24 protein-coding genes and 1 tRNA gene are annotated in these 17,991 nt (G+C 57.6%); 11 read left to right on the top strand and 14 right to left on the bottom strand.

From position 1 onward, the window contains the following. Positions 1-253 precede the first annotated feature (253 nt). From ACESMZ_RS07515 to ACESMZ_RS07470, 10 genes are all read left to right on the top strand, one after another. Positions 254-1,555, top strand: coding sequence for a tyrosine-type recombinase/integrase (locus tag ACESMZ_RS07515; protein ID WP_372972431.1), 1,302 nt, complete (start codon positions 254-256; stop codon positions 1,553-1,555). Then, positions 1,552-1,968: a hypothetical protein gene (locus ACESMZ_RS07510; RefSeq protein ID WP_372972430.1), complete on the top strand. Its 417-nt coding sequence runs from the start codon at positions 1,552-1,554 to the stop codon at positions 1,966-1,968. The genes ACESMZ_RS07515 and ACESMZ_RS07510 overlap by 4 nt, the downstream gene beginning before the upstream one ends. A gap of 80 nt (positions 1,969-2,048) precedes the next feature. Then, on the top strand, positions 2,049-2,249 hold the full coding sequence (locus tag ACESMZ_RS07505; protein WP_372972429.1) for a helix-turn-helix transcriptional regulator: 201 nt from the start codon (positions 2,049-2,051) through the stop codon (positions 2,247-2,249). Next, entirely contained in the window at positions 2,246-2,446 is a 201-nt protein-coding gene (locus ACESMZ_RS07500) for a hypothetical protein (RefSeq protein ID WP_372972428.1), read from the top strand. Before ACESMZ_RS07505 ends, ACESMZ_RS07500 begins: the two co-directional genes overlap by 4 nt. Beyond that, positions 2,443-4,908, top strand: coding sequence for a phage/plasmid primase, P4 family (locus tag ACESMZ_RS07495; RefSeq protein WP_372972427.1), 2,466 nt, complete (start codon positions 2,443-2,445; stop codon positions 4,906-4,908). The genes ACESMZ_RS07500 and ACESMZ_RS07495 overlap by 4 nt, the downstream gene beginning before the upstream one ends. A 182-nt stretch (positions 4,909-5,090) precedes the next feature. Beyond that, positions 5,091-5,348 carry a hypothetical protein gene (locus ACESMZ_RS07490; RefSeq protein ID WP_372972426.1) on the top strand — a complete coding sequence of 86 codons (258 nt, stop codon included), beginning with the start codon at positions 5,091-5,093 and terminating at the stop codon, positions 5,346-5,348. Between the two features lie 263 nt (positions 5,349-5,611). Next, on the top strand, positions 5,612-6,703 hold the full coding sequence (locus tag ACESMZ_RS07485; protein WP_372972425.1) for a phage major capsid protein: 1,092 nt from the start codon (positions 5,612-5,614) through the stop codon (positions 6,701-6,703). Between the two features lie 178 nt (positions 6,704-6,881). Continuing rightward, the gene (locus tag ACESMZ_RS07480; protein ID WP_372972424.1) at positions 6,882-7,208 is read left to right on the top strand and encodes a hypothetical protein; all 327 of its coding nucleotides are present in this window, start codon (positions 6,882-6,884) and stop codon (positions 7,206-7,208) included. A gap of 18 nt (positions 7,209-7,226) precedes the next feature. Further along, positions 7,227-7,544 carry a phage terminase small subunit P27 family gene (locus ACESMZ_RS07475; RefSeq protein ID WP_372972423.1) on the top strand — a complete coding sequence of 106 codons (318 nt, stop codon included), beginning with the start codon at positions 7,227-7,229 and terminating at the stop codon, positions 7,542-7,544. Positions 7,545-7,547: 3 nt separating this feature from the next. After that, positions 7,548-7,754, top strand: coding sequence for a hypothetical protein (locus ACESMZ_RS07470; protein WP_372972422.1), 207 nt, complete (start codon positions 7,548-7,550; stop codon positions 7,752-7,754). Between the two features lie 79 nt (positions 7,755-7,833). Here ACESMZ_RS07470 and ACESMZ_RS07465 read toward each other — a convergent pair whose 3' ends face one another. From ACESMZ_RS07465 to ACESMZ_RS07420, 10 genes are all read right to left on the bottom strand, one after another. After that, a complete protein-coding gene (locus ACESMZ_RS07465; protein WP_372972421.1) occupies positions 7,834-8,271 on the bottom strand; it encodes a hypothetical protein in 438 nt (145 codons plus the stop codon). Positions 8,272-8,375: 104 nt separating this feature from the next. After that, complete coding sequence (locus ACESMZ_RS07460; protein ID WP_372972420.1) at positions 8,376-8,849, bottom strand: hypothetical protein; 474 nt, start codon at positions 8,847-8,849, stop codon at positions 8,376-8,378. A 168-nt stretch (positions 8,850-9,017) separates the two neighbouring features. Further along, positions 9,018-9,108, bottom strand: a tRNA-Ser gene (locus tag ACESMZ_RS07455). Positions 9,109-9,172: 64 nt separating this feature from the next. Beyond that, positions 9,173-10,150 (bottom strand): biotin-dependent carboxyltransferase family protein, encoded by a 978-nt coding sequence (locus tag ACESMZ_RS07450; protein WP_372958253.1) that lies wholly within the window; start codon positions 10,148-10,150, stop codon positions 9,173-9,175. Continuing rightward, complete coding sequence (gene pxpB, locus ACESMZ_RS07445) at positions 10,147-10,872, bottom strand: 5-oxoprolinase subunit PxpB (protein ID WP_372958252.1); 726 nt, start codon at positions 10,870-10,872, stop codon at positions 10,147-10,149. The genes ACESMZ_RS07450 and pxpB overlap by 4 nt, the downstream gene beginning before the upstream one ends. A 2-nt stretch (positions 10,873-10,874) precedes the next feature. After that, entirely contained in the window at positions 10,875-11,621 is a 747-nt protein-coding gene (locus ACESMZ_RS07440; protein WP_372958251.1) for a 5-oxoprolinase subunit PxpA, read from the bottom strand. 38 nt (positions 11,622-11,659) lie between these two features. Next, on the bottom strand, positions 11,660-12,757 hold the full coding sequence (gene hemH, locus ACESMZ_RS07435) for a ferrochelatase (protein ID WP_372958250.1): 1,098 nt from the start codon (positions 12,755-12,757) through the stop codon (positions 11,660-11,662). A gap of 78 nt (positions 12,758-12,835) precedes the next feature. Continuing rightward, positions 12,836-13,270, bottom strand: coding sequence for a TIGR01244 family sulfur transferase (locus tag ACESMZ_RS07430; protein WP_372958249.1), 435 nt, complete (start codon positions 13,268-13,270; stop codon positions 12,836-12,838). Between the two features lie 147 nt (positions 13,271-13,417). Then, the gene (locus ACESMZ_RS07425) at positions 13,418-13,843 is read right to left on the bottom strand and encodes a DUF6691 family protein (RefSeq protein ID WP_372958248.1); all 426 of its coding nucleotides are present in this window, start codon (positions 13,841-13,843) and stop codon (positions 13,418-13,420) included. Positions 13,844-13,865: 22 nt separating this feature from the next. After that, positions 13,866-14,303, bottom strand: coding sequence for a YeeE/YedE family protein (locus tag ACESMZ_RS07420; protein WP_372958247.1), 438 nt, complete (start codon positions 14,301-14,303; stop codon positions 13,866-13,868). Between the two features lie 403 nt (positions 14,304-14,706). On the opposite strand from ACESMZ_RS07420, the gene ACESMZ_RS07415 reads away from it, so the two are divergent. Continuing rightward, complete coding sequence (locus tag ACESMZ_RS07415; RefSeq protein WP_372958246.1) at positions 14,707-15,180, top strand: phasin family protein; 474 nt, start codon at positions 14,707-14,709, stop codon at positions 15,178-15,180. A gap of 6 nt (positions 15,181-15,186) precedes the next feature. On the opposite strand, the gene ACESMZ_RS07410 is transcribed toward ACESMZ_RS07415, so the two are convergent. The 4 genes from ACESMZ_RS07410 to ACESMZ_RS07395 all read right to left on the bottom strand — a co-directional run bounded on the left by ACESMZ_RS07410 (position 15,187) and on the right by ACESMZ_RS07395 (position 17,991). Further along, positions 15,187-15,819: a TetR/AcrR family transcriptional regulator gene (locus tag ACESMZ_RS07410; protein WP_372958245.1), complete on the bottom strand. Its 633-nt coding sequence runs from the start codon at positions 15,817-15,819 to the stop codon at positions 15,187-15,189. 24 nt (positions 15,820-15,843) lie between these two features. Beyond that, positions 15,844-16,656: an exodeoxyribonuclease III gene (xthA, locus tag ACESMZ_RS07405; protein ID WP_372958244.1), complete on the bottom strand. Its 813-nt coding sequence runs from the start codon at positions 16,654-16,656 to the stop codon at positions 15,844-15,846. Between the two features lie 76 nt (positions 16,657-16,732). Continuing rightward, positions 16,733-17,479: a hypothetical protein gene (locus tag ACESMZ_RS07400; RefSeq protein WP_372958243.1), complete on the bottom strand. Its 747-nt coding sequence runs from the start codon at positions 17,477-17,479 to the stop codon at positions 16,733-16,735. Then, the gene (locus ACESMZ_RS07395; RefSeq protein WP_372958242.1) at positions 17,476-17,991 is read right to left on the bottom strand and encodes a DUF2878 domain-containing protein; all 516 of its coding nucleotides are present in this window, start codon (positions 17,989-17,991) and stop codon (positions 17,476-17,478) included. Before ACESMZ_RS07395 ends, ACESMZ_RS07400 begins: the two co-directional genes overlap by 4 nt.

The following is a 17,991-nucleotide window of genomic DNA, read 5'->3' as shown; positions in this document are numbered from 1 at the left end:
CGATAGAGCAGGGCGGGCGCAAAAAAAGTGATTGCGGCGCGTAGAGTAAAGCTCTGGAAGTCGCCATCAGAAAGGAAGCAAGAAATGGCGGTGGGCCAGACCGACAAAGCAATCCGTAACCATCTGAAATAACAGTGTTTTTCTGCCATTCTGCAATGTAACCCCTTGTCCAGCCTGAAATACTTGTAACACTTTGTCGCATGGTTTAGCATCCGTTAATATGTTTTATGGTACGTATGATGGAGCGTAAGCCATGCCAAAAAAAGCGAAAGAGTTGAGCGCAACGGAAGTCCGGCGGCTGTCTTGTTCAGTTGGAAAGGATGGACAACCCTATAACACCCTTCACCCAGTTGGCGGTGTATCTGGCCTGACGTTGCAGGTTACGCCCAGCGGTGCCAGAACCTGGCTACTCAGAACAATGGTAGGAGCCAAACGCCGGTCAATAGGTTTAGGTGGCTTCCCTGACGTGTCATTGGCAGAGGCCCGCCGGAAAGCTCAGGAGTACAAAGACAAGATAGCCGCAGGTATCGACCCGGTAGAAGAAAAGAGAGCCGCCAGACGCGCCCTTATAGCTGCACAGATGAGCACCGTTACCTTTGCTGATGCTATGCGGGACTATATAGAGATGAAGTCTAAGGAGTTCAGGAATCCCCGCCAGCGGCAACAGTGGGAAAACAGTCTCAACACCTACGCAGTGCCCCATATCGGCAAGGTGCCCGTTCGGGAAATTGAGCTACCCCATATAAAGGCTGTACTTGATCCAATTTGGGAGACGAAAACGGAAACCGCCAACCGTGTTAGGGCAAGGATGGAGAATATACTCGGATGGTGTGCCGTTCATGGCTACCGCTCAAACGAGAATCCCGCCAAGTGGCAAGGCTACTTAGACGAGGTCTACGCTTCACCGGAGAAAATCAAAAAGAAAGGCCACCACAACGCTCTTTCCGTGGATGCAATGCCCGACTTTATGAAGGCATTGAAGAAACGCACGGGCACGGCTTCCCGCGCCCTAGAGTTCCTGATTCTCACTGCCAGCCGCACAAACGAGGTTATTGGTGACAAACGTATCGGCAAGGCCGGTATCACTTGGCAGGAAATCGACTTCAACAAAAAGGTGTGGACGGTGCCAGCGGATCGCATGAAGTCCGGCAAGTTGCACAGAGTCCCGCTTACTGATGCGGCAATAGACCTGCTGAAAGGCATGAAGCCCGGAGAGCCTGACGCGCTGGTGTTTCCTGGTCCCAAGGGCGACATACCCTCTAATAACTTTCTATCCGCATTGCTGAAACGGATGGAACAGCCTGTCACGGCTCACGGCTTCCGATCCACCTTCAAGGATTGGGCGCGAGAGCATACCGCCTATGCTGATGAAGTTTCAGAACTAGCACTGGCACACGTTAACAGTGACGCGACCCGCGCCGCTTATGCCCGATCTGAACTTATCGACAAGCGCCGGTTACTTATGGGGGATTGGGAACAGTATTGCTACCACGGTAAGGCCAAGGACAACGGCACCGTGGAGAAGGTAGTCAACATCGGAGGCGCAAGAGCATGAAGGTCGATATCTTCCCGGTAACCGAAGAACAGAAACAGGCGGCTGATGCTGACTACGCTCAGTACAGGAAAAATAATCAGGCATTCATGCAGAAGATTGCCGCTAAGTTGGAGGCCGGTGAACCGCTGAATTCGATGGAGCGACGATACACGGCAGCAGCAATGCGGCGCATGGCTAACTTAATCCCCGAGGTTCGCCCGCAACCTAACAAGCGCCCGCCTAAAGTGCCGGGGGATGCAGCCGTGCTAATCGCCAGCCGTGTAGTTTTTGAGGGTGTAACCAAGGCTAAAGCGATAAATGATTTGATGGGTCAATATAACCTAGTGGATGACACGACCGTCAAAAAGGCAATTAAGCGGCAGGGGTATGACGAGATAAAGGCTTCCATGCTGCAAGCAAGGGGGAAAAAGTAACTTTCTTTTTTCTCCTTTCTAGGAGGTTGTTTGTCTATTGAATAAGAACCGTCGCAATTAACTGCAAAAGGCGGTTCACTATGAAATACCCAAGCAAAGACCTTCTAACCCGCTATTTGTCAGACAAGGATCTGGCAGAGCGGTATTCCGTACATCGCGCCACCCCCTGGCGCTGGGCTCAGTCTGGCAAGCTCCCCCACCCCGTAAAGATCAACGGTTGCACCCGCTGGAAACTCTCCGATATTGAGGCATGGGAAGCCAGCCAGGAGGTATCCGCATGACTATTCCCGGAACATTCTACAACCACGGCACCCAAAACGAGCTTTACACCATCCACCGTGCCGCCCGGCTGGTGGGCCTCCCCGTGCATGAGATCACAACCGCAATCAGTAACGGCACCCTGGCAGTGAATGAGGTTTCCGGCTGCAAGTGCGTAACCCTGGCGGATCTGATGGATTTTGTAAGGGGGGAGAAATGACAGAGCTAGAACGAATTACCCCCGCCCCGGTGGCAGCCGGGAACGAGGGCAAAAAGACATATCAGAGCGCGGATTTTCAGGATCAGTATACCGAAACTGATCAAAAAGTGAACTTCACAGTCTGGCTTGATAAGTCAGGCAAGACCAAATCAGACAAAGCCGTCAGGTGGCCGGAGTTTTGCCAGTGGATGCAGGATTTGCCACCGGCACGGGTAAAAGATGCCTGCAAGCTGATCAAGCTAGCGTCATTTGGCGATGCCAGGACCGAGAAGGGCTCCTTACGCCATGATGCCAACGTGATAGAGGTCACGGGGATAGAGGGCGATTACGACAGCGAGGAAATGACGCCGGAACAGGCCGTTGAACTGCTAGAACGGCACAACCTGAAGGCCGCTATTGCTCCAACCTTCAGCGCCGGACCTGATGCGCCTCGCTGGCGTGTCCTGACACCGCTCACAGCGGCCATAAAGCCTGCTGATCGCCTGCGTTATGTGGAGATCCTGAACGGCATGTTAGGTGGCGTACTGGCGAGAGAAAGCGCCACGTTATCGCAATCGTATTTTATCGGCGTGCCCGCCGGTGCTCCCTATACCGTGATCCATACGTTTGATGACCCGGAGGAAGGTCTGACGCTGGATGAGTTGGATGGCATGGAAGGGCTGGACCAACTACGCCAGCCATTAGGCAAGGCAACGGAGAAAGGCTCAGACGGTCCTGTAATGGACTTTGGTGGTGGGCAGTTCGATGACTGGGTAAAAGAGCTTTGCTCCGGTGAGGCAGTGCACCCGAATGCCATCAAGATTGCCGGGCGTTGCGTTGCAAAAGGGTGGGGGGATCAGGAAATCCGAACCCTCTTTGCCGGGCTCGCTGATCGCGTGGAGCTTCAGCGAGGGAAGGAACGGGGCGACCTACTCCGGGGCAAGGAATTGGATGATGCCATTGCCAGCGCAAGGGCTAAAGGTTACGCGCCGCGTGAATATGCCGAGATCCTGGCGGACGCTCAGAAGCTGACAAAAGAGTCTGACGCTGATGTGGTGGATAAGCTGGTTGCTGAAACCATCCCGCTCAAAGCCATTCAGAAACGCCAGATACGTCAGGTGATCAAACGGGCCACGGGCTTGCCCTTCAGCGTCATGGAGGAAGCCGAGCGGGCATGTTTCGATGAGGACGAAGGGGCGGACGACCTACAGCTTGCTAGGGCCCTGGTGCAAGAGATTGGCCAGGATAACGTCATGGCCGCTGACACGTTCGTCTGGCAATGGCGGGACACCGGCGTCTGGCAGAAACAGGAAGATCGAACCGTTAAGCAGTGGGTACAGCACCACCTGGCTGAGAACGCCGAGGGGGTCAAAAAGAGCCTTGTGGATAGCGTAACTGACCTGTTCCGAACCGAGATATTCAAACCACATCATATTTTCGACATTGGGCCGCCTGAGTGCGTGAACACACTTAACGGTGAGCTGGTTTTGATGGATGGTCAGTGGCACCTGTTACCGCATGACCGGGAGCATTACCGGACAACCCAGATTCCAGTGGAGTATGACCCGAAAGCACAAGCGCCCCGGTTTGTGCAATTCATGGCGGAAGTGTTCAAGGATGACCCCGATGCCGGGGACAAGGCCCAGGCATTGCTGGAGATGATCGGCTATACGCTGATGGCTCATTGCCGCCATGAAAAATTCATCATTCTGGTGGGGTCGGGAGCCAACGGTAAATCCGTTCTGCTGTCTGTTCTGGAAGCCCTGGCGGGGTCTGAGAACGTGGCCGGGGTTCAGCCCTCACAATTCGACCGCTCGTTTCAGAGGGCGCACTTGCACGGGAAGCTGGCGAACATCGTTACCGAGATCAAACAGGGAGAGATGATCGACGACGCCAGTCTTAAAGGCATCGTCTCAGGCGAGCCGACAACCGTTGAACACAAGTTCCGAGATCCGTTTGTGATGCGTCCTTACGCGACCTGCTGGTTCGGGACTAACCACATGCCCCATACACGGGACTTTTCGGACGCCCTGTTCAGGCGTGCCCTGGTGGTGGAGTTCAACAACAAGTTCAAGCCGGAGTTGGGCAACTGTGATCCTCAACTGAAAGACAAGCTGATGGAAGAATTGCCAGGAATCCTAAGCCTTGCCCTTGATGCTTATGCGGACGCATTAACCCATAGCTTCACCATGCCGGACAGTTGCAGGCAGGCCAGGGAGCAATGGCGTTTGGAGGCGGATCAGGTGGCGCAGTTCGTAGAGGCAGAGTGTCAGGATGATCCAGACGGGAAGGTGAAGCCGCAACCGCTGTTCAACGCCTATCGTCAATGGGCAGATGAGAACGGCATACACAAACGACTTACCCAACGGTCCTTTGGGGACCGGCTGGTGGCGCTGGGATATGGGCGCACAAAGTCCGATGGGGAGCGTTATCACATGGGGCTGAAATGCCAGCGGGCGGTTATTGGAGCGTTCGTTAGATGAACAGGGACGGACAGGGTCGGAAGGGTCACTTGTTTCGACATTCCGTGATGCAAATGGAAGAAGTTTTTAGATTTGGAAGTGTCCAGAAAATTACTTTTTCCAGTACTGGGGAATGTCAGAACATCCGACCCTTCCGTCCCTGCTGACCCTGAAACGGCTAAAACTTGAACAGAGGCAACACCATGACCCAGACACAAGACACCATTACCGCCGCACTGCTGGAGCAAGCCCAGGCCAAGGGTATGACCGTTTCCGCTGATCAGCGTGTCGGTGAAGCAGACGCGGCTAAATTGCTGGCGATCAAGCAACGAGCATTAAGGGCAGCAAGGCAGGAAGGACGCGGCCCCGTGTCGTATTCCCTGCCGGTAGGTTCCGCCCGCATATCGTACAGCCTGCCGGATCTGGCGGCATTCATCCTGAAGCGCCGTAAAGTGGCATGAAGTGACACCAAAGGCCATGTATATCAATGGTTTATAAAGTTTCCGTGCGAGATAATTACCTTAACCACCGAGGCCACCGGAGCCGAAAGCGCGACCTTCGAGATGATGCGAAGCGTGGACCGTTCCGGGCACATGCAGCGGCTGCTGTACGACCACGGCGAGGGGCTAAAGGCTCACAGCCCCGGCAACGGACTAATCAGCGAAATGCTGACCCCGATGCAGGTTCGGAGCACACAAACCCGAATCAGCAAAGGAGCCAAAAAATGGCTAACCTCGAAAAGCAAGTTCAAGACGGTTTCGACCACATCAAGTCTCAGGTTGAGGAAAAGTTCTCTGGCCTGGATAACCGCCTGCTGGATCTGGAACAGCGCGGCGCGACCCCTGCCGGTTATGGCAAGACCTCCCGCAAGTCTGTGGTATCTGACGCACTGGAAGCCCCAGAAATGAAAGCCCTGCAAGCGGGCAAGTCGAAGTCTGCTGTGATCCCGGCTGCAATCAGCATCAAGACCCTGGTGGGTGACACTGCTGGCGTGGGTGATGATGGTTACGACGTACAGCCCCAGCGCGCACCGGAGGCCATGTATAACGCCCCTCGTCGCCGTTTGTCCCTGCTGGACGTAATGCAGGCAATTCAGGTCAATAGCGGCTCTTTCGAGTTCGTCCGCCTGGATGGCTTCACTAACGCTAGCGACTATCAGGTTCAGCAAGGCGATGAGAAATCCGAACAGGCCATGCCTAACGAGTTGGTCACGTCCAATATCGCCACCCTGGCCGCCGTGCTGCCTGCTTCCGAACAGGTATTGCAGGACGCGCCTTTGCTTCAACGATTCATTCAAAGCCAGTTGATGTATGGCGTGCGTGAAAAGTACGAGCGTGAGTTGATCGCCGGAGCCGGTGGCACTGGTCAAATCAGCGGCCTGCTGACTGAGGCGACACCCTACGCCCCGACAACTGGCACCGAAGGCGCTGACGCGATTGGCGAGGCCATTGCACAACTGGAGTTGGGCGGCTGGAACGCTGGCCTTGTGATCCTGAACCCGAACGACTGGCAGGTGATCCGCTCAGAGCGTGCGGCTACTGATGGGCAGTATGTGGCCGGTGGCTGGAATCAGCCCGCCGCCCCGAATGTCTGGGGTGTGCCGGTGGTGACTTCGTCCGCAGTCACCGAGGGAACGGCCATTGTTATGGACCCGACCCAGGCGGCCATGCTGGACCGGATGCAAGCCCGGTTAGAGTTCGGTTACGTGAACGATGGTTTCGCGGCTAACGTGATCACGGCGCGCTGTGAGATGCGTGGTGGCCTGGCTGTATTCAGCCCGTCTGCCGTGCTGTCTCTCAGCCTGACCGCAGAGTAATGTTTCCCCGTGCCGGGCGGGTAATCCCGGCATTGTGAGTCCTTGCCGTAAGGCATGGGAACGAGGCAAAGAACCATGGGATTAGTCGCAGAGTGCCCAAGCCTCACAAAACCACGACGCCGGGCGGATGTTTCCTCAATATCGCGGCCCGGATTCTTTCCTATTGGGAGTTGACCCCATGACCACGCCAGTTGATGCCACCGAATACCACCACGCCATCATGGAAGAAGCTATCCGCTGCAAGGCCCTGTTGTATGCCGTGCTGACTGCTTTAGTTGAGGATGCTCAACGGTACGCCAAGGGTAAGAAGCCCACGGCAGGACAGTCTGAGGAGGATCTGAGGGCGGCCTATGATGACGTTGTCGAAGGTGGCGAGATGGTCCGGCGGTTGTGTGGTTTGCTCGACATTGATCCCGACTATATCCGGCGGCTGGTGACACGGGAGGGGGTGATCCAATCCTCCAGAAAGGCCCCGATCCTGACCGCGTCCGAAGTCTCTTTTTAATCCAATTAAGGTTGCCCTATGAAAAATTGCCCTGATCACCTTACAGACGACGCTAAGGGCTGGTGGAACCGCTTGCAGACCGAATACGGCATTGATGACCGTGCTGGCCTGTTACTGCTTCAAACTGCAATGGAGGCGTTCGACCGTATGCGGGACGCTCAGGCGGCGATCTCAAAAGATGGGCTAACCGTTGAGGATCGTTTCGGCCAACTGAAGAACCACCCGGCTACGACCGTGGAGCGTGACGCCCGCACCCAGCTATTGAGCGCCCTAAAGGCCCTTAACCTGGATCTGGAGCCGCTGAACGATGCCCCAGGCCGACCGCCGGAGGTATGACCCATGCCAACGAATAGAACCCGCCGCCGCCGCACCGAGAATATCCCGCCAATGGTTGAGGGCTTGTTCCTGTGTGGTATGGGCTGCAACCACCTGCCACCCGGACGTTATGCCGAACTGTGGGAGCGGTACGGCGCTGCATTCTGCCGGAAGCGTGCAAACCATAAGGATTGTTGGGCTATTGCCGTCGAAGGCATGGAGCCACGCTAAGTTATGGCCTGAAGCCGGTGGTAGGCAAGCGCTACCTGCTGCCGGTGGAGGGCCGCCCTAGACTTGCCGCTTTCGTTGGCTATTTTATTCCCGACAGTGGTAGAGCAATTTCAAAATAATCGGCTACCGCGTAAATAATCAAAATGGCGAAGCCCACCGCTATAGTGCTTATAAACCGCCAAAAGGCGTTACGCCTGCCCTGAGCGTTTTCAATTCTTTTCAGTTGGTTCAATTCGTCGGTGATTAGAGCGTCACGGGCGTACAGCGCACCAATGTACTCTTTATATTGCCGGTAGAAGTCCTTCTGATTTAACTCCTGCTCAAAAAGCTGTTCCTTAACATCGGAAGCCTTTTTCTTGCCACTTTGAGCTTGGCTGAACGCATAATCAACTGTGAAGTCGATGCATTGTTTCAATCTTTGCTCGACAGCTTCTTTCGAAACCTTGGCTTTCGCTCTGTTCTGAGCGTTAAGGCGTTCGGCTATTCGCTCAACAATTGTTTGGCTTTTTTCTGACATGTAAGCCTCGCTAACGAGTGGTTTTTGTTTTGGTTGTTCTGCGAGACAGATTAGCTTAGATGGGCGTCAGTCTCTCCTGACAGCCCCGCCAAGCAGTTCGAATGTTATATGTTCAATTTTCTATATCGATCCACTAGCTTTTCGTAAGTATTGCCTATCGTGTTACCAAAATGTTTGATCCAACTTAAAAGAAATTCACGCTCTAGTAGATGCTCCTTCCTTTTTCTCAGGATTACGGCGATCCGCCAAGCTGAGGCAGGGGGTGGATGCTCTCCAGTCGCCAAATAATAGGAAAAGAACTCGTTAAGCAGCCTACATTGCAATTCGAGGTCGTCATTTGCTCCCTTTTGAAAAGACTGAGCCCAGAGCCTGGACAACAAACTGTTCTTTTGGGATTCGGAACGCTCTTGAATAGCTTGAATCTTGCGTGCGATTTCCTCCTCACCGGCGAAAAAATCAATACTCTGACTGGCGCTGTGCTGCTCCTGTAACTGCTTCAGTTCAAGCGGGTGGAGAGGGCGGCACCCGGCAAGCCTGCTGGTCAGATTTCGTGCACGGGCAATGTCGTTGTCAGCCATACTTTACCAATACGTTAGAGATCGTGCCGGGAGTATAGGCAACCAACGGGAGGGTGATAATCCATGAAGCGGTTGGAGTTGAACAGAGTTTGACCATTTTTCGCTTGGTACGTCCAATGGTACGTAGGTATTTTTACTGTTCGTAACTAATTGAAAATGAAGGAAAAATGGCGGTGGGCCAGGGATTCGAACCCCGGGACGGCTACTAACCGTCGGCGGTTTTCAAGACCGCTGCATTCAGCCACTCTGCCAGCCCACCGTTTATCCATATTGTCGCTGCCATTGCGACAGCGACGTGCATGATACCGGAATGTTCTGGTCTGTCAACGCCTTCCCCGTGTCCGGATCAGCTGACCCTCTGAACTCCAGGTCAGTGTACGCATCTGTTCCTCGAACACCATGCGTTCGGCCTGGCACTCGGCCACATCAGACCACCGGAACCGGACCCTGTCTCCGGGGCGGCATTGACTGAGGCGGCTGCAGTCCAGTTTCGGTACGGTGCCGGGTACAGGGTAACCACCGATGGTCTGACGGTCATTCAGCAGGACCGTGGGGCGGCCGTCGCCGGGGATCTGCAGAGTGCCGCAGGTGACCCCCCTGGAGGTGACGCCACCGGGAGAGGCCAGTGATGGGCCCTCAAAGCGGTACCCCATCCGGTCTGACTGGTCCGTGACCTGGTAAGCCGAGTGCACCAGGCGCATCAGGTCAACCGGGGTGAACAACGACTGGTCCGGGCCGGGGATGAGCTTTAGCGGCACGTCAGATATGGAAGTCTGTCCCTGGTAAGGGCGGGGCACTTGCCGTCGCAGGTAATTCTCGCAGGACCGCCGATCAGGGGCCCTGGGTGCGGGAATCAGGTCATGCCGGTGCAGTACCCCCAGGCCGGCGAGGCCCTCCCGGGCAACGGCTGAGCGGCTGCCGAGAAACGCACGGGTCTGCCAGCCACCAGCGACCGCCAGATAGCTGAGCAGGCCGTTGCCGGGCATTCCCAGCTGTAGCCGGTCTCCGGGCTCCATTCTGAATACACCCCAGTCGGGCACTGGAGTGTCGTTGAGCCGGGGGTGACAGGAAGCCCCGGTAAGCGCAAGTAACAAGCTGGTTTCAGCCACCGCCACCAGGTTGCCGAGGGTGATCTCCAGGCAGGCCGCGTCCGGGGCGTTGTCGAGCAGGTGATTGGCCCAGCGCCAGGCGCGAAGGTCCGCGGCCCCTCCAGGGGACAGGCCCTGATGCTGGAAGCCGGTGCGGCCGCCATCCTGCACCGTGGTGCGCGGGCCGGGTTGCACAAGGCGCAGGCCACTCACGCTGGCGCTCCCCGTTCTTCAAAGGGGGTGTCGTCGCCCCCCAGGTCCATGAACTCTTTACGGCCGACCGACCGGAAGCGGACCTGGTCGCCCACCCTCAGCAGGGCCAGGCTTTCTTCATCAAACAGGGAAGTCGGACAGCGGCCGATCAGTTGCCACCCGCCCGGACTGACCGACGGATAAACCGCTGTTTGCCGGTTGGCAATGCCGACACTACCGGCAGGTACCCGGGTACGGGGCCGCTCAAGACGAGGTGTGGCAATGGTGGGGTCAACCTGGCCCATGAAGGCGAAGCCGGGGCTGAAACCCAGGGCATAGACCTGATAGCCAGTACCACTGTGAACTGCGGCGACCTGTACGGGGTCCAGCCCGCAGGCATCAGCGAGGGTGTTCAGGTCCGGGCCCACTGAGGGGTGGTACCAGACCGGTAGTTCAATAATGCGCCCTTCCGGTTGACCTGATACTTCACAAAGACTTTCAGGAATACGATTTAATCTACTGATAATTAGACGGAAATCGATGCGTGACGGGTCATAGTAAACAGTTATGGAGCCGTAGGATGGCACCAAGTCGGTAAGCCAGTGGCCCAGGTTGTTGTGGATGGCTTCAGACCAGGCCGCGATCAACGGAGCCAGGGCAGGGTCGATTGACGGGCTGAACTCGATCAGAACAGCGTCTTCTGCTGCAGGCAGAAGCCTGGGTCGGGGAAACCTGTCCACCATGGTCAGGCGCTGGCCTGGTGCCCGCTGATGGCCCGGCGAATGGCGCGGGTTGCCTCAAGGGCGCTGGCGCCGTCGCCGTGTACACAGAGGCTGTCCGCTGCCAGTGGCAACCAGCGACCGGTGTGACTGTAGAGCCCGCCCTTGCTGACCAGCGACATGGCCTGCCGGACGATAACCTCCGGATCGTCGTGCACCGACCCGGCCTCACGCCTGGATACCAGGTGCCCCTCGTCATCATAGGCCCGGTCGGCAAAGGCTTCGAAGATGACTGGCAGGCCAACCCGGCGGGCCAGGTCCCGGTGATCGTCCGCCTGGAGCGTGACGGGGAGCATGAGCGGTAGCCCCTCACGGAAGCTGGCAACCGCCTCCATCACCGCTTGCAGGACAGTGCCATCCTTCATCATATCGTTGTTTAGGGCACCGTGGGGTTTGACGTAGGAGACGGTGGCACCATGGGCACGGCATATACCGTCCAGTGCGCCGGTCTGGTACCAGATCAGTCCGCGAATCTCCGCTGGCGAGTGGGCAATAGAGCGACGACCGAAGCCCACCAGATCCTGGTAGGATGGATGGGCACCGATCTCCACATCATGTTGTAACGCCAGGTTTACCGTCGAGGCCATGATGGACGGATCAGAGGCGTGAAAGCCGCACGCAATGTTGGCCATGTCGATCCAGGGCATTACTGCCTCGTCCTGGCCCATGGTCCAGGCGCCAAAACTTTCCCCAAGGTCACAATTGAGTTTCATGGCATTGCCCCATCTGATTGCCGAACGACAGGATCAGTTTACCATCCCAGCTGCTGTTTCACCGACTCTGCCCTTACCACCCGGGCGCGAAGGGTGTCCGGGTCGTTGCCCGGGGTGGCCCAGCCTTCAAGGTTCTGCCCGATCAGGGCCACCAGCGCCTCGATATGCTCCTCACTGGCGTTAAGTGCTGGAATATAGGCAAAGCCCTTGCCGCCGGCCTCCATGAAGTATTCCCGGTTTTCTTCGTTGATTTCCTCAATCGTTTCAAGGCAGTCTGAGGAAAACCCCGGGCAGAACACATCCACCGAGTCGATGCCCTTGCCGGGAAGGGACTTCATGGTTTCGTCGGTGTAGGGCTGCAGCCACTCCTCACGGCCAAACCTGGACTGGAAGGTCGTCATATACTCGTCATCACCCAGGCCGAGGCGCTCCGCCAGCAGGCGCGAAGTCTTGTGGCATTCACAATGATAGGGATCCCCCCGTAACAGGTACTTTTTCGGCACTCCGTGGTAGGAGAGGATCAGTTTCCTGTTACGGCCGTGGGCGGCCCAGTGCCGTTCAATACGCGTGGCCATGGCCTCGATATAGGGTGGAAAGTCGTGGTAGTGACTGATAAACCGGAAGTCTGGCAGCCAGCGGCGCCGGGTAAAGTCATGGGCGATGGCATCAAAAGTGGATGCCGTGGTGGATGCGGAATACTGGGGATATAGCGGCAGTACCAGCAGCTGGCGTACCCCCTGTTGCTGCATCTGGTCCAGTACGCTGGAAATCGAGGGATTGCCATAGCGCATTGCAAATCCCACCACCAGGTTATCACCATACTTTTTCTGCAACGCGGCGCGAATGCCCTCGCACTGGGCGGCGGTATGAATCAGCAGGGGTGAGCCCTCCGGCTGCCAGACCGAGCGGTAGGCCTCGGCAGAGCGGGAGGGGCGAATCCGCAGGATGATCCCGTGCAGGATCAGCCACCACAGCGGGCGGGGCACCTCGACCACCCGTGGGTCCCAGAGGAATTCCGCGAGATAACGGCGCAGGGCGCTGGTGGTAGGGGCGTCAGGTGTGCCCAGGTTAGTGATCAGGATGCCCAGCCGTGCAGGCTGGTCGTGGCGGAAAGCTTCCTCACCCTTATAGGTCATGGGGCCGGTGATCCTCAGAGTTGTTGATTCGATGGCGGTACAGCAACGACGGTCATACGAACGCAGTGCAACCCGGGATCAGTCCTGATGGCTGGCTGCCTGCTGTTGAAGACGTGGTACCAGGCCCCGGAGGTCATAGCCCGCCTGCCCGGCGCGCTGGATGATGGGCTCCAGGGGCATATGCCGGGCTGAGCTCAGCGCCCACAGCACGGTGCACCGGGTACCGGATCGGCAGAAGGCGAGCATGGGCTTGTCCGCCGCTTCAAACATGGGGGCAAAAGCGTCCACGTCAGCATCCTGGATATTGCCGGACTCCACAGGCAGGAAGACCCACTTCAGGCCGTGTTCCTCGGCGGCCCGCTGGATGTCAGCCATGGCGGGCTGGCCGGGCTCTTCCCGGTCAGGGCGATTGGCAACCAGGGTCCGGAAACCCAGCCGGGCTATTTCGGCGACATCTTCCGGATTGATCTGGGGGGCAACAGAAATGCTGTCGTCAATCTTGCGAATATCCATATCTGGGATCTCTTCTTTGGCAGGGTTGCCGGGTGCTGGCCTGATTGCAAGGAGCTGGCCAGGCCGGCAACGCGTCAGTAACGAGTCACACCGGATTCTACAGAAAAGCACTTTGCAGGACAGCCGGATATCTCATGGTAAAGGCTATCAGGCCGATTGACGGCGTCGCTCGATCAACTGGAACACCACCATGCCTGCAACCATCGACGCCACGAAAACGGCCGCCTTGGGCTCCCCGGCACCCAGAGCCACCAGACCAGGACCGGGGCAGAACCCAGCCAGGCCCCAGCCCAGACCAAACAGGACACTGCCGACGACCAGCCGGGTGGAGATCTCGTCCCCCGATGGCAGGCGCATATCAAAGCCCAGGAAGGATACGTGTCGTTGCCTGGCAATGGCGAAGGCGATGACACCGACAATGATGGCACCGGCCATGACCAGCGCCAGGGACGGATCCCAGGCGCCTGCCAGGTCGAGGAAACCGAGAACCTTTTCCGGATTGGCCATCCCTGACAGCAGAAGGCCGAGGCCGAAAACCAGGCCAGCCAGAAAGGACGAGAAGGTGTACTTCATACTGGAAGCTCCTGTGGGATTATCAGATGCCGAACGCGTGGCGAACCAGGTAAACAGTGACGAAGCCGGCAGCCATAAAACTGAGGGTGGCAACCACCGAGCGCAGGGAGAACCGCGACAGGCCGCACACACCGTGACCGCTGGTGCAGCCGGAGCCATAACTGGTACCGATACCAACCAGCAAGCCGGCCAGGATCACCACGGGGTAACCGGCGTCGACCCGGATGTCAGGCAGCGCGGTCAGGGCCATCCACCCCAACGGCGCCAGAATCATGCCGGCGAGAAACGCGACCCGCCAGGCAATGTGGCCTTTCTCGGGAACAAGCAGACCGCCGAGGATACCGCTGATACCTGCAATACGGCCGTTAAGCAGAATGAACAGGGCGGCTGCAAGGCCAATAACCAGGCCGCCGAAGAGGGCAGACCAGGGAGTGAAACTTTCCCAGGCAATGGTGAGCATGTTACCTCCGGTTGAATTCTGAGCCTTCGCCGTCAGCGAAGCGTGGAACGGCCGATATAATAAATGAAACTAAGCTTATATCAAAATGGCGCTGGGGTCAGGAGATGTACGGATCAGGCAAAAAAAAGCCCGGCACTGAAGGCCGGGCAGAGGCGTGCGAGTAGTATCCATGAAAGACTTCCAGACAAACCGGCATCAGCAGGGACACCGGTCATCTTTAGTATTGACCATATTTTGAACACTTCAAGGCAGCAATCGGTGATCCCTCAAACTGTTTTTGAATATAAATAGCACTCTTATAGTTTAACCGCATGCCCAGGATGGCGGGCGGGCCACCATGAATTGTTGCAGGTGATGTAATAGACTGGATGGCACACTTCCCTGTTTCGAAGAAGTTCAGTCTATGGCCAACAAGAAGACAGACCACGCACCCGCCCCGCAGAGCCCTGAGACGGACGAAGACAGCCTGCTGGCCGGTCGGATCCGGGACTCGGCCCGGCAGATCTGGCTGGCGGGCCTTGGTGCCTACACCAAGGCCGAAGAAGACGCAGGCCGTTTCTTTGATCGCCTGGTACACGAAGGCGAGGAGCTGGAAGGCAAAACCCGCGGCCTGGTTGAACGCCAGGTCAAGGCAGTGGAACACCGGGTAGAGGATGTACGGGACCGCGCCACTGGCACCTGGGACCGGCTGGAAACCTTGTTTGATGACCGGGTTGCCGGTGCACTTCGCCGTCTGGGCATCCCCCGCCACGAAGACCTTCGCCGCCTTGAAGACCGGATAGAGGCGCTGGAAAAGGAACTGTCAGAGCTGCGCTCTGCCGGGCGTACAGACCTGGCCGGGCGCACCCCCTTGGCTGGTTCCGACGAAGAAGACTAGTCTGCCTCAGCCGGGCTGGTAGTCCCTGGCGAGAACCGCGAGCTCCCTGCCGGCGGAGGCATGCAGGTGGGGTATCAGCAGGTGGAATACCTGATAGACCCCGCGGCGGGCGTCCAGCCCGTTGCGGTTTCCTGCATCTCTTAGCGAGTCAAAACTTTCCCAGTAACAGATTGTTAGGGTTAACTGCTCACACAAGGCCTCAACTACCGGACGCGATGCCTCTATCAATCCCTGGTTTTGCAGGCTCTCACAGAGAATATGAAAACCTTTCTGTTTGCGTTCCAGAATCCGGCGAAAGGGGGGCCGTAGTTCCGGGTACCGGGACAGGATGTTCACCAGGTCATGGTAGAGAAAGCGGTAGCGTTCGATGCTTTCGAACAGCAGGTGGAGGAAGAATCCGAGCTGGTCCAGGCTGACCTGAACGTCGCCGGGAATGGCCAGCAGGTCGTTGATCTCGTCGCTGTACCAACTGAAAAGCTCACCAACGATGTCTGATTTGCTGCGGAAGTGGTAGTACAGGTTACCCGGACTGATATCCAGCTCGTCCGAGATCAGCAGGGTGGTGACGTTAGGCTCGCCCAGATCGTTGAACAGGGCCAGGCTGGTGGTCAGTATCCGGTCACGGGTTTTTACCTTCACCGCCACCTCCCTGGCTGTCGCAACTCAGAGATCGAACTCGGCCCAGACCGGGCAATGGTCCGACGGTTTCTCCATGGCACGGATGTCATAACTCACTCCGGCGGCCCGGGCTTTGGGAAGAAGGCTGTCGCTGGCCATGATTAGGTCGATGCGCAGGCCACGCTTCGGGTCCCGCTCGAATCCCCGGCTGCGGTAATCGAACCAGCTGAAGGTGTCGGCTTCTTCCGGGTGGAGGTGCCGGAAAACATCGGTAAGGCCCCGCTGTTCCACCTGAGCCATCCAGTCCCGCTCTTCCGGCAGGAAGCTGCATTTGCCGGTGCGCAGCCACCGCCTGGCGTTGTCCGCTCCGATGCCGATATCCCGGTCGGTGGGCGAGATATTCATGTCCCCCATCAGCACCAGATGATCACCTTCGGCCTGAAGTTCATCAATCAGGCGCATCAGGTCATGGTAGAACTTTTCCTTGGCCGGGAACTTAACCGGGTGGTCCCGGCTCTCGCCCTGGGGAAAGTAGCCATTGATCACCGTCAGAGGCTCTCCGTTAACGCTGAAGCGACCGCGGATCAGGCGGCGTTGCGCTTCCTCACCGTCCCAGGGATAGCCCCGACGCACCTCTTCCGGTTCCTGGCGAGAGAGCAGGGCCACGCCGTAATGGGTTTTCTGGCCGTGAAAATGGACGTGATATCCCATGGCTTCCACTTCATCCACGGGGAACTGATCGTCATTTACCTTGGTTTCCTGTAAACCGATGATGTCAGGGCTGAGCTGATCCACCACCGCCTGTAACTGGTGCAGCCTGGTTCGTATGCTGTTGACGTTGAAGGAAACGAGTTTCATCAGGTCTGATCCGCCGTTCACAGTGAATGCCCGGCAAGTCTATCACAGCCCGCGACAGGGCCAAGCCGCCCCAGCTTCAGCCCTGCTGGTCAGGGGCAAGTAGTGCACAGTCCGGGGCATCCACAACCCGGTATCTGATGGTGACGGTATGGTTTTCATCCTGATTGCGGCGGATATTGCCAAGACCTGCATAGTGGGTAAGAAAGCCCTCATCGCTGTAACCCAGTCGGATGGGATCCACCAGAACCCGCATGATCATGCCCTGCGGGCGAATACGGAAACTGTAGTCAGCACCCTCCAGCGGTTCCGGGGCCGGCTCGGCGATGAAGTCGTAACTTTCTCCCCGGGTCGGGGCGAGAATGGAGAACCTCACTGAATCGCCCGCTGTCAAACGGCTCCAGCTGGCTCTTATCAGGTGATCAAATCCCGCGTCCACGACCAGTCGGCCGGTAACAGGTATACGCCAGTTTCCTGCAGTTTCGTCGGCCATGGTCCACTCAGCGGAGAGCTCGTCTCCGGCCTGGCGGACCACCAGACGTTCACTGAACTCCGGTTGCCGGAAATCCACCTCCGGGCGCAGCAGTGATCCGGTGTAGGCAAGGGTCTTGGTGGCGAACGGTCCGGCATCGCCATCCCGAACATACGCCACCTGCTGCTGTTCCGGGCGCCACTGACCGGACTCACAGCTACCGGTAACCTGGTGACGCTCCGTGTAGAGAAAGTCGCCATTCCGGTCCGAGGCGGTGCCTTCGAACGTAAAGGGATCGGCGGCCAGCGTGAGGGGAAGCGCCAGGCCCCACAGCAGAATTATCCGGGCTATCACGAGAGGGTCTCCGCGAAATACCGTTGCTGGATTAGCATCAGGGCCGGAAACAGCGCCAGCCAGCCGAGGCTCAGGGCGACCAGCGACACCTGCGCAAGGGGAAGGCTTACAGCACCAAGGGCGGCGGCGGTGAAATAGGCGAAAGGACCTGCCACAGGGGCAAACAGCAGCTGATACCAGCGACGCCTGTGCATCCAGGACAGGGAGTGGGAGAGGGTGGTCAGGAACAGGGCCCAGATCACCACCAGCCAGGGCGGTGTCCAGCCACTGCCGGCCGGATCCTGGAGTACGCCTGTCCGGAACCACAGCCCGTCCAGCACGCTGCCGATCACCACTCCCACCAGGATAAACCGGAACTCCGCAAGCGGACGTTCGCTGAGAACCACCAGGTGAAGAGCAACGAGGCCCAGCCCTATCGCCACAGCCGCCCAGTCAGTCATCAATACACAAATCAGCCAGCCAGCCTGGAACAGAATGAAATTGGCGACCTTGCGCCGGACATCCGGGGTCAT

Source organism: Marinobacter sp., from assembly GCF_041690615.1.
GTDB lineage: Bacteria > Pseudomonadota > Gammaproteobacteria > Pseudomonadales > Oleiphilaceae > Marinobacter.
Note: the sequence above shows the minus strand (reverse complement) of the source record. Positions and strands in the feature narration are given on the sequence as shown.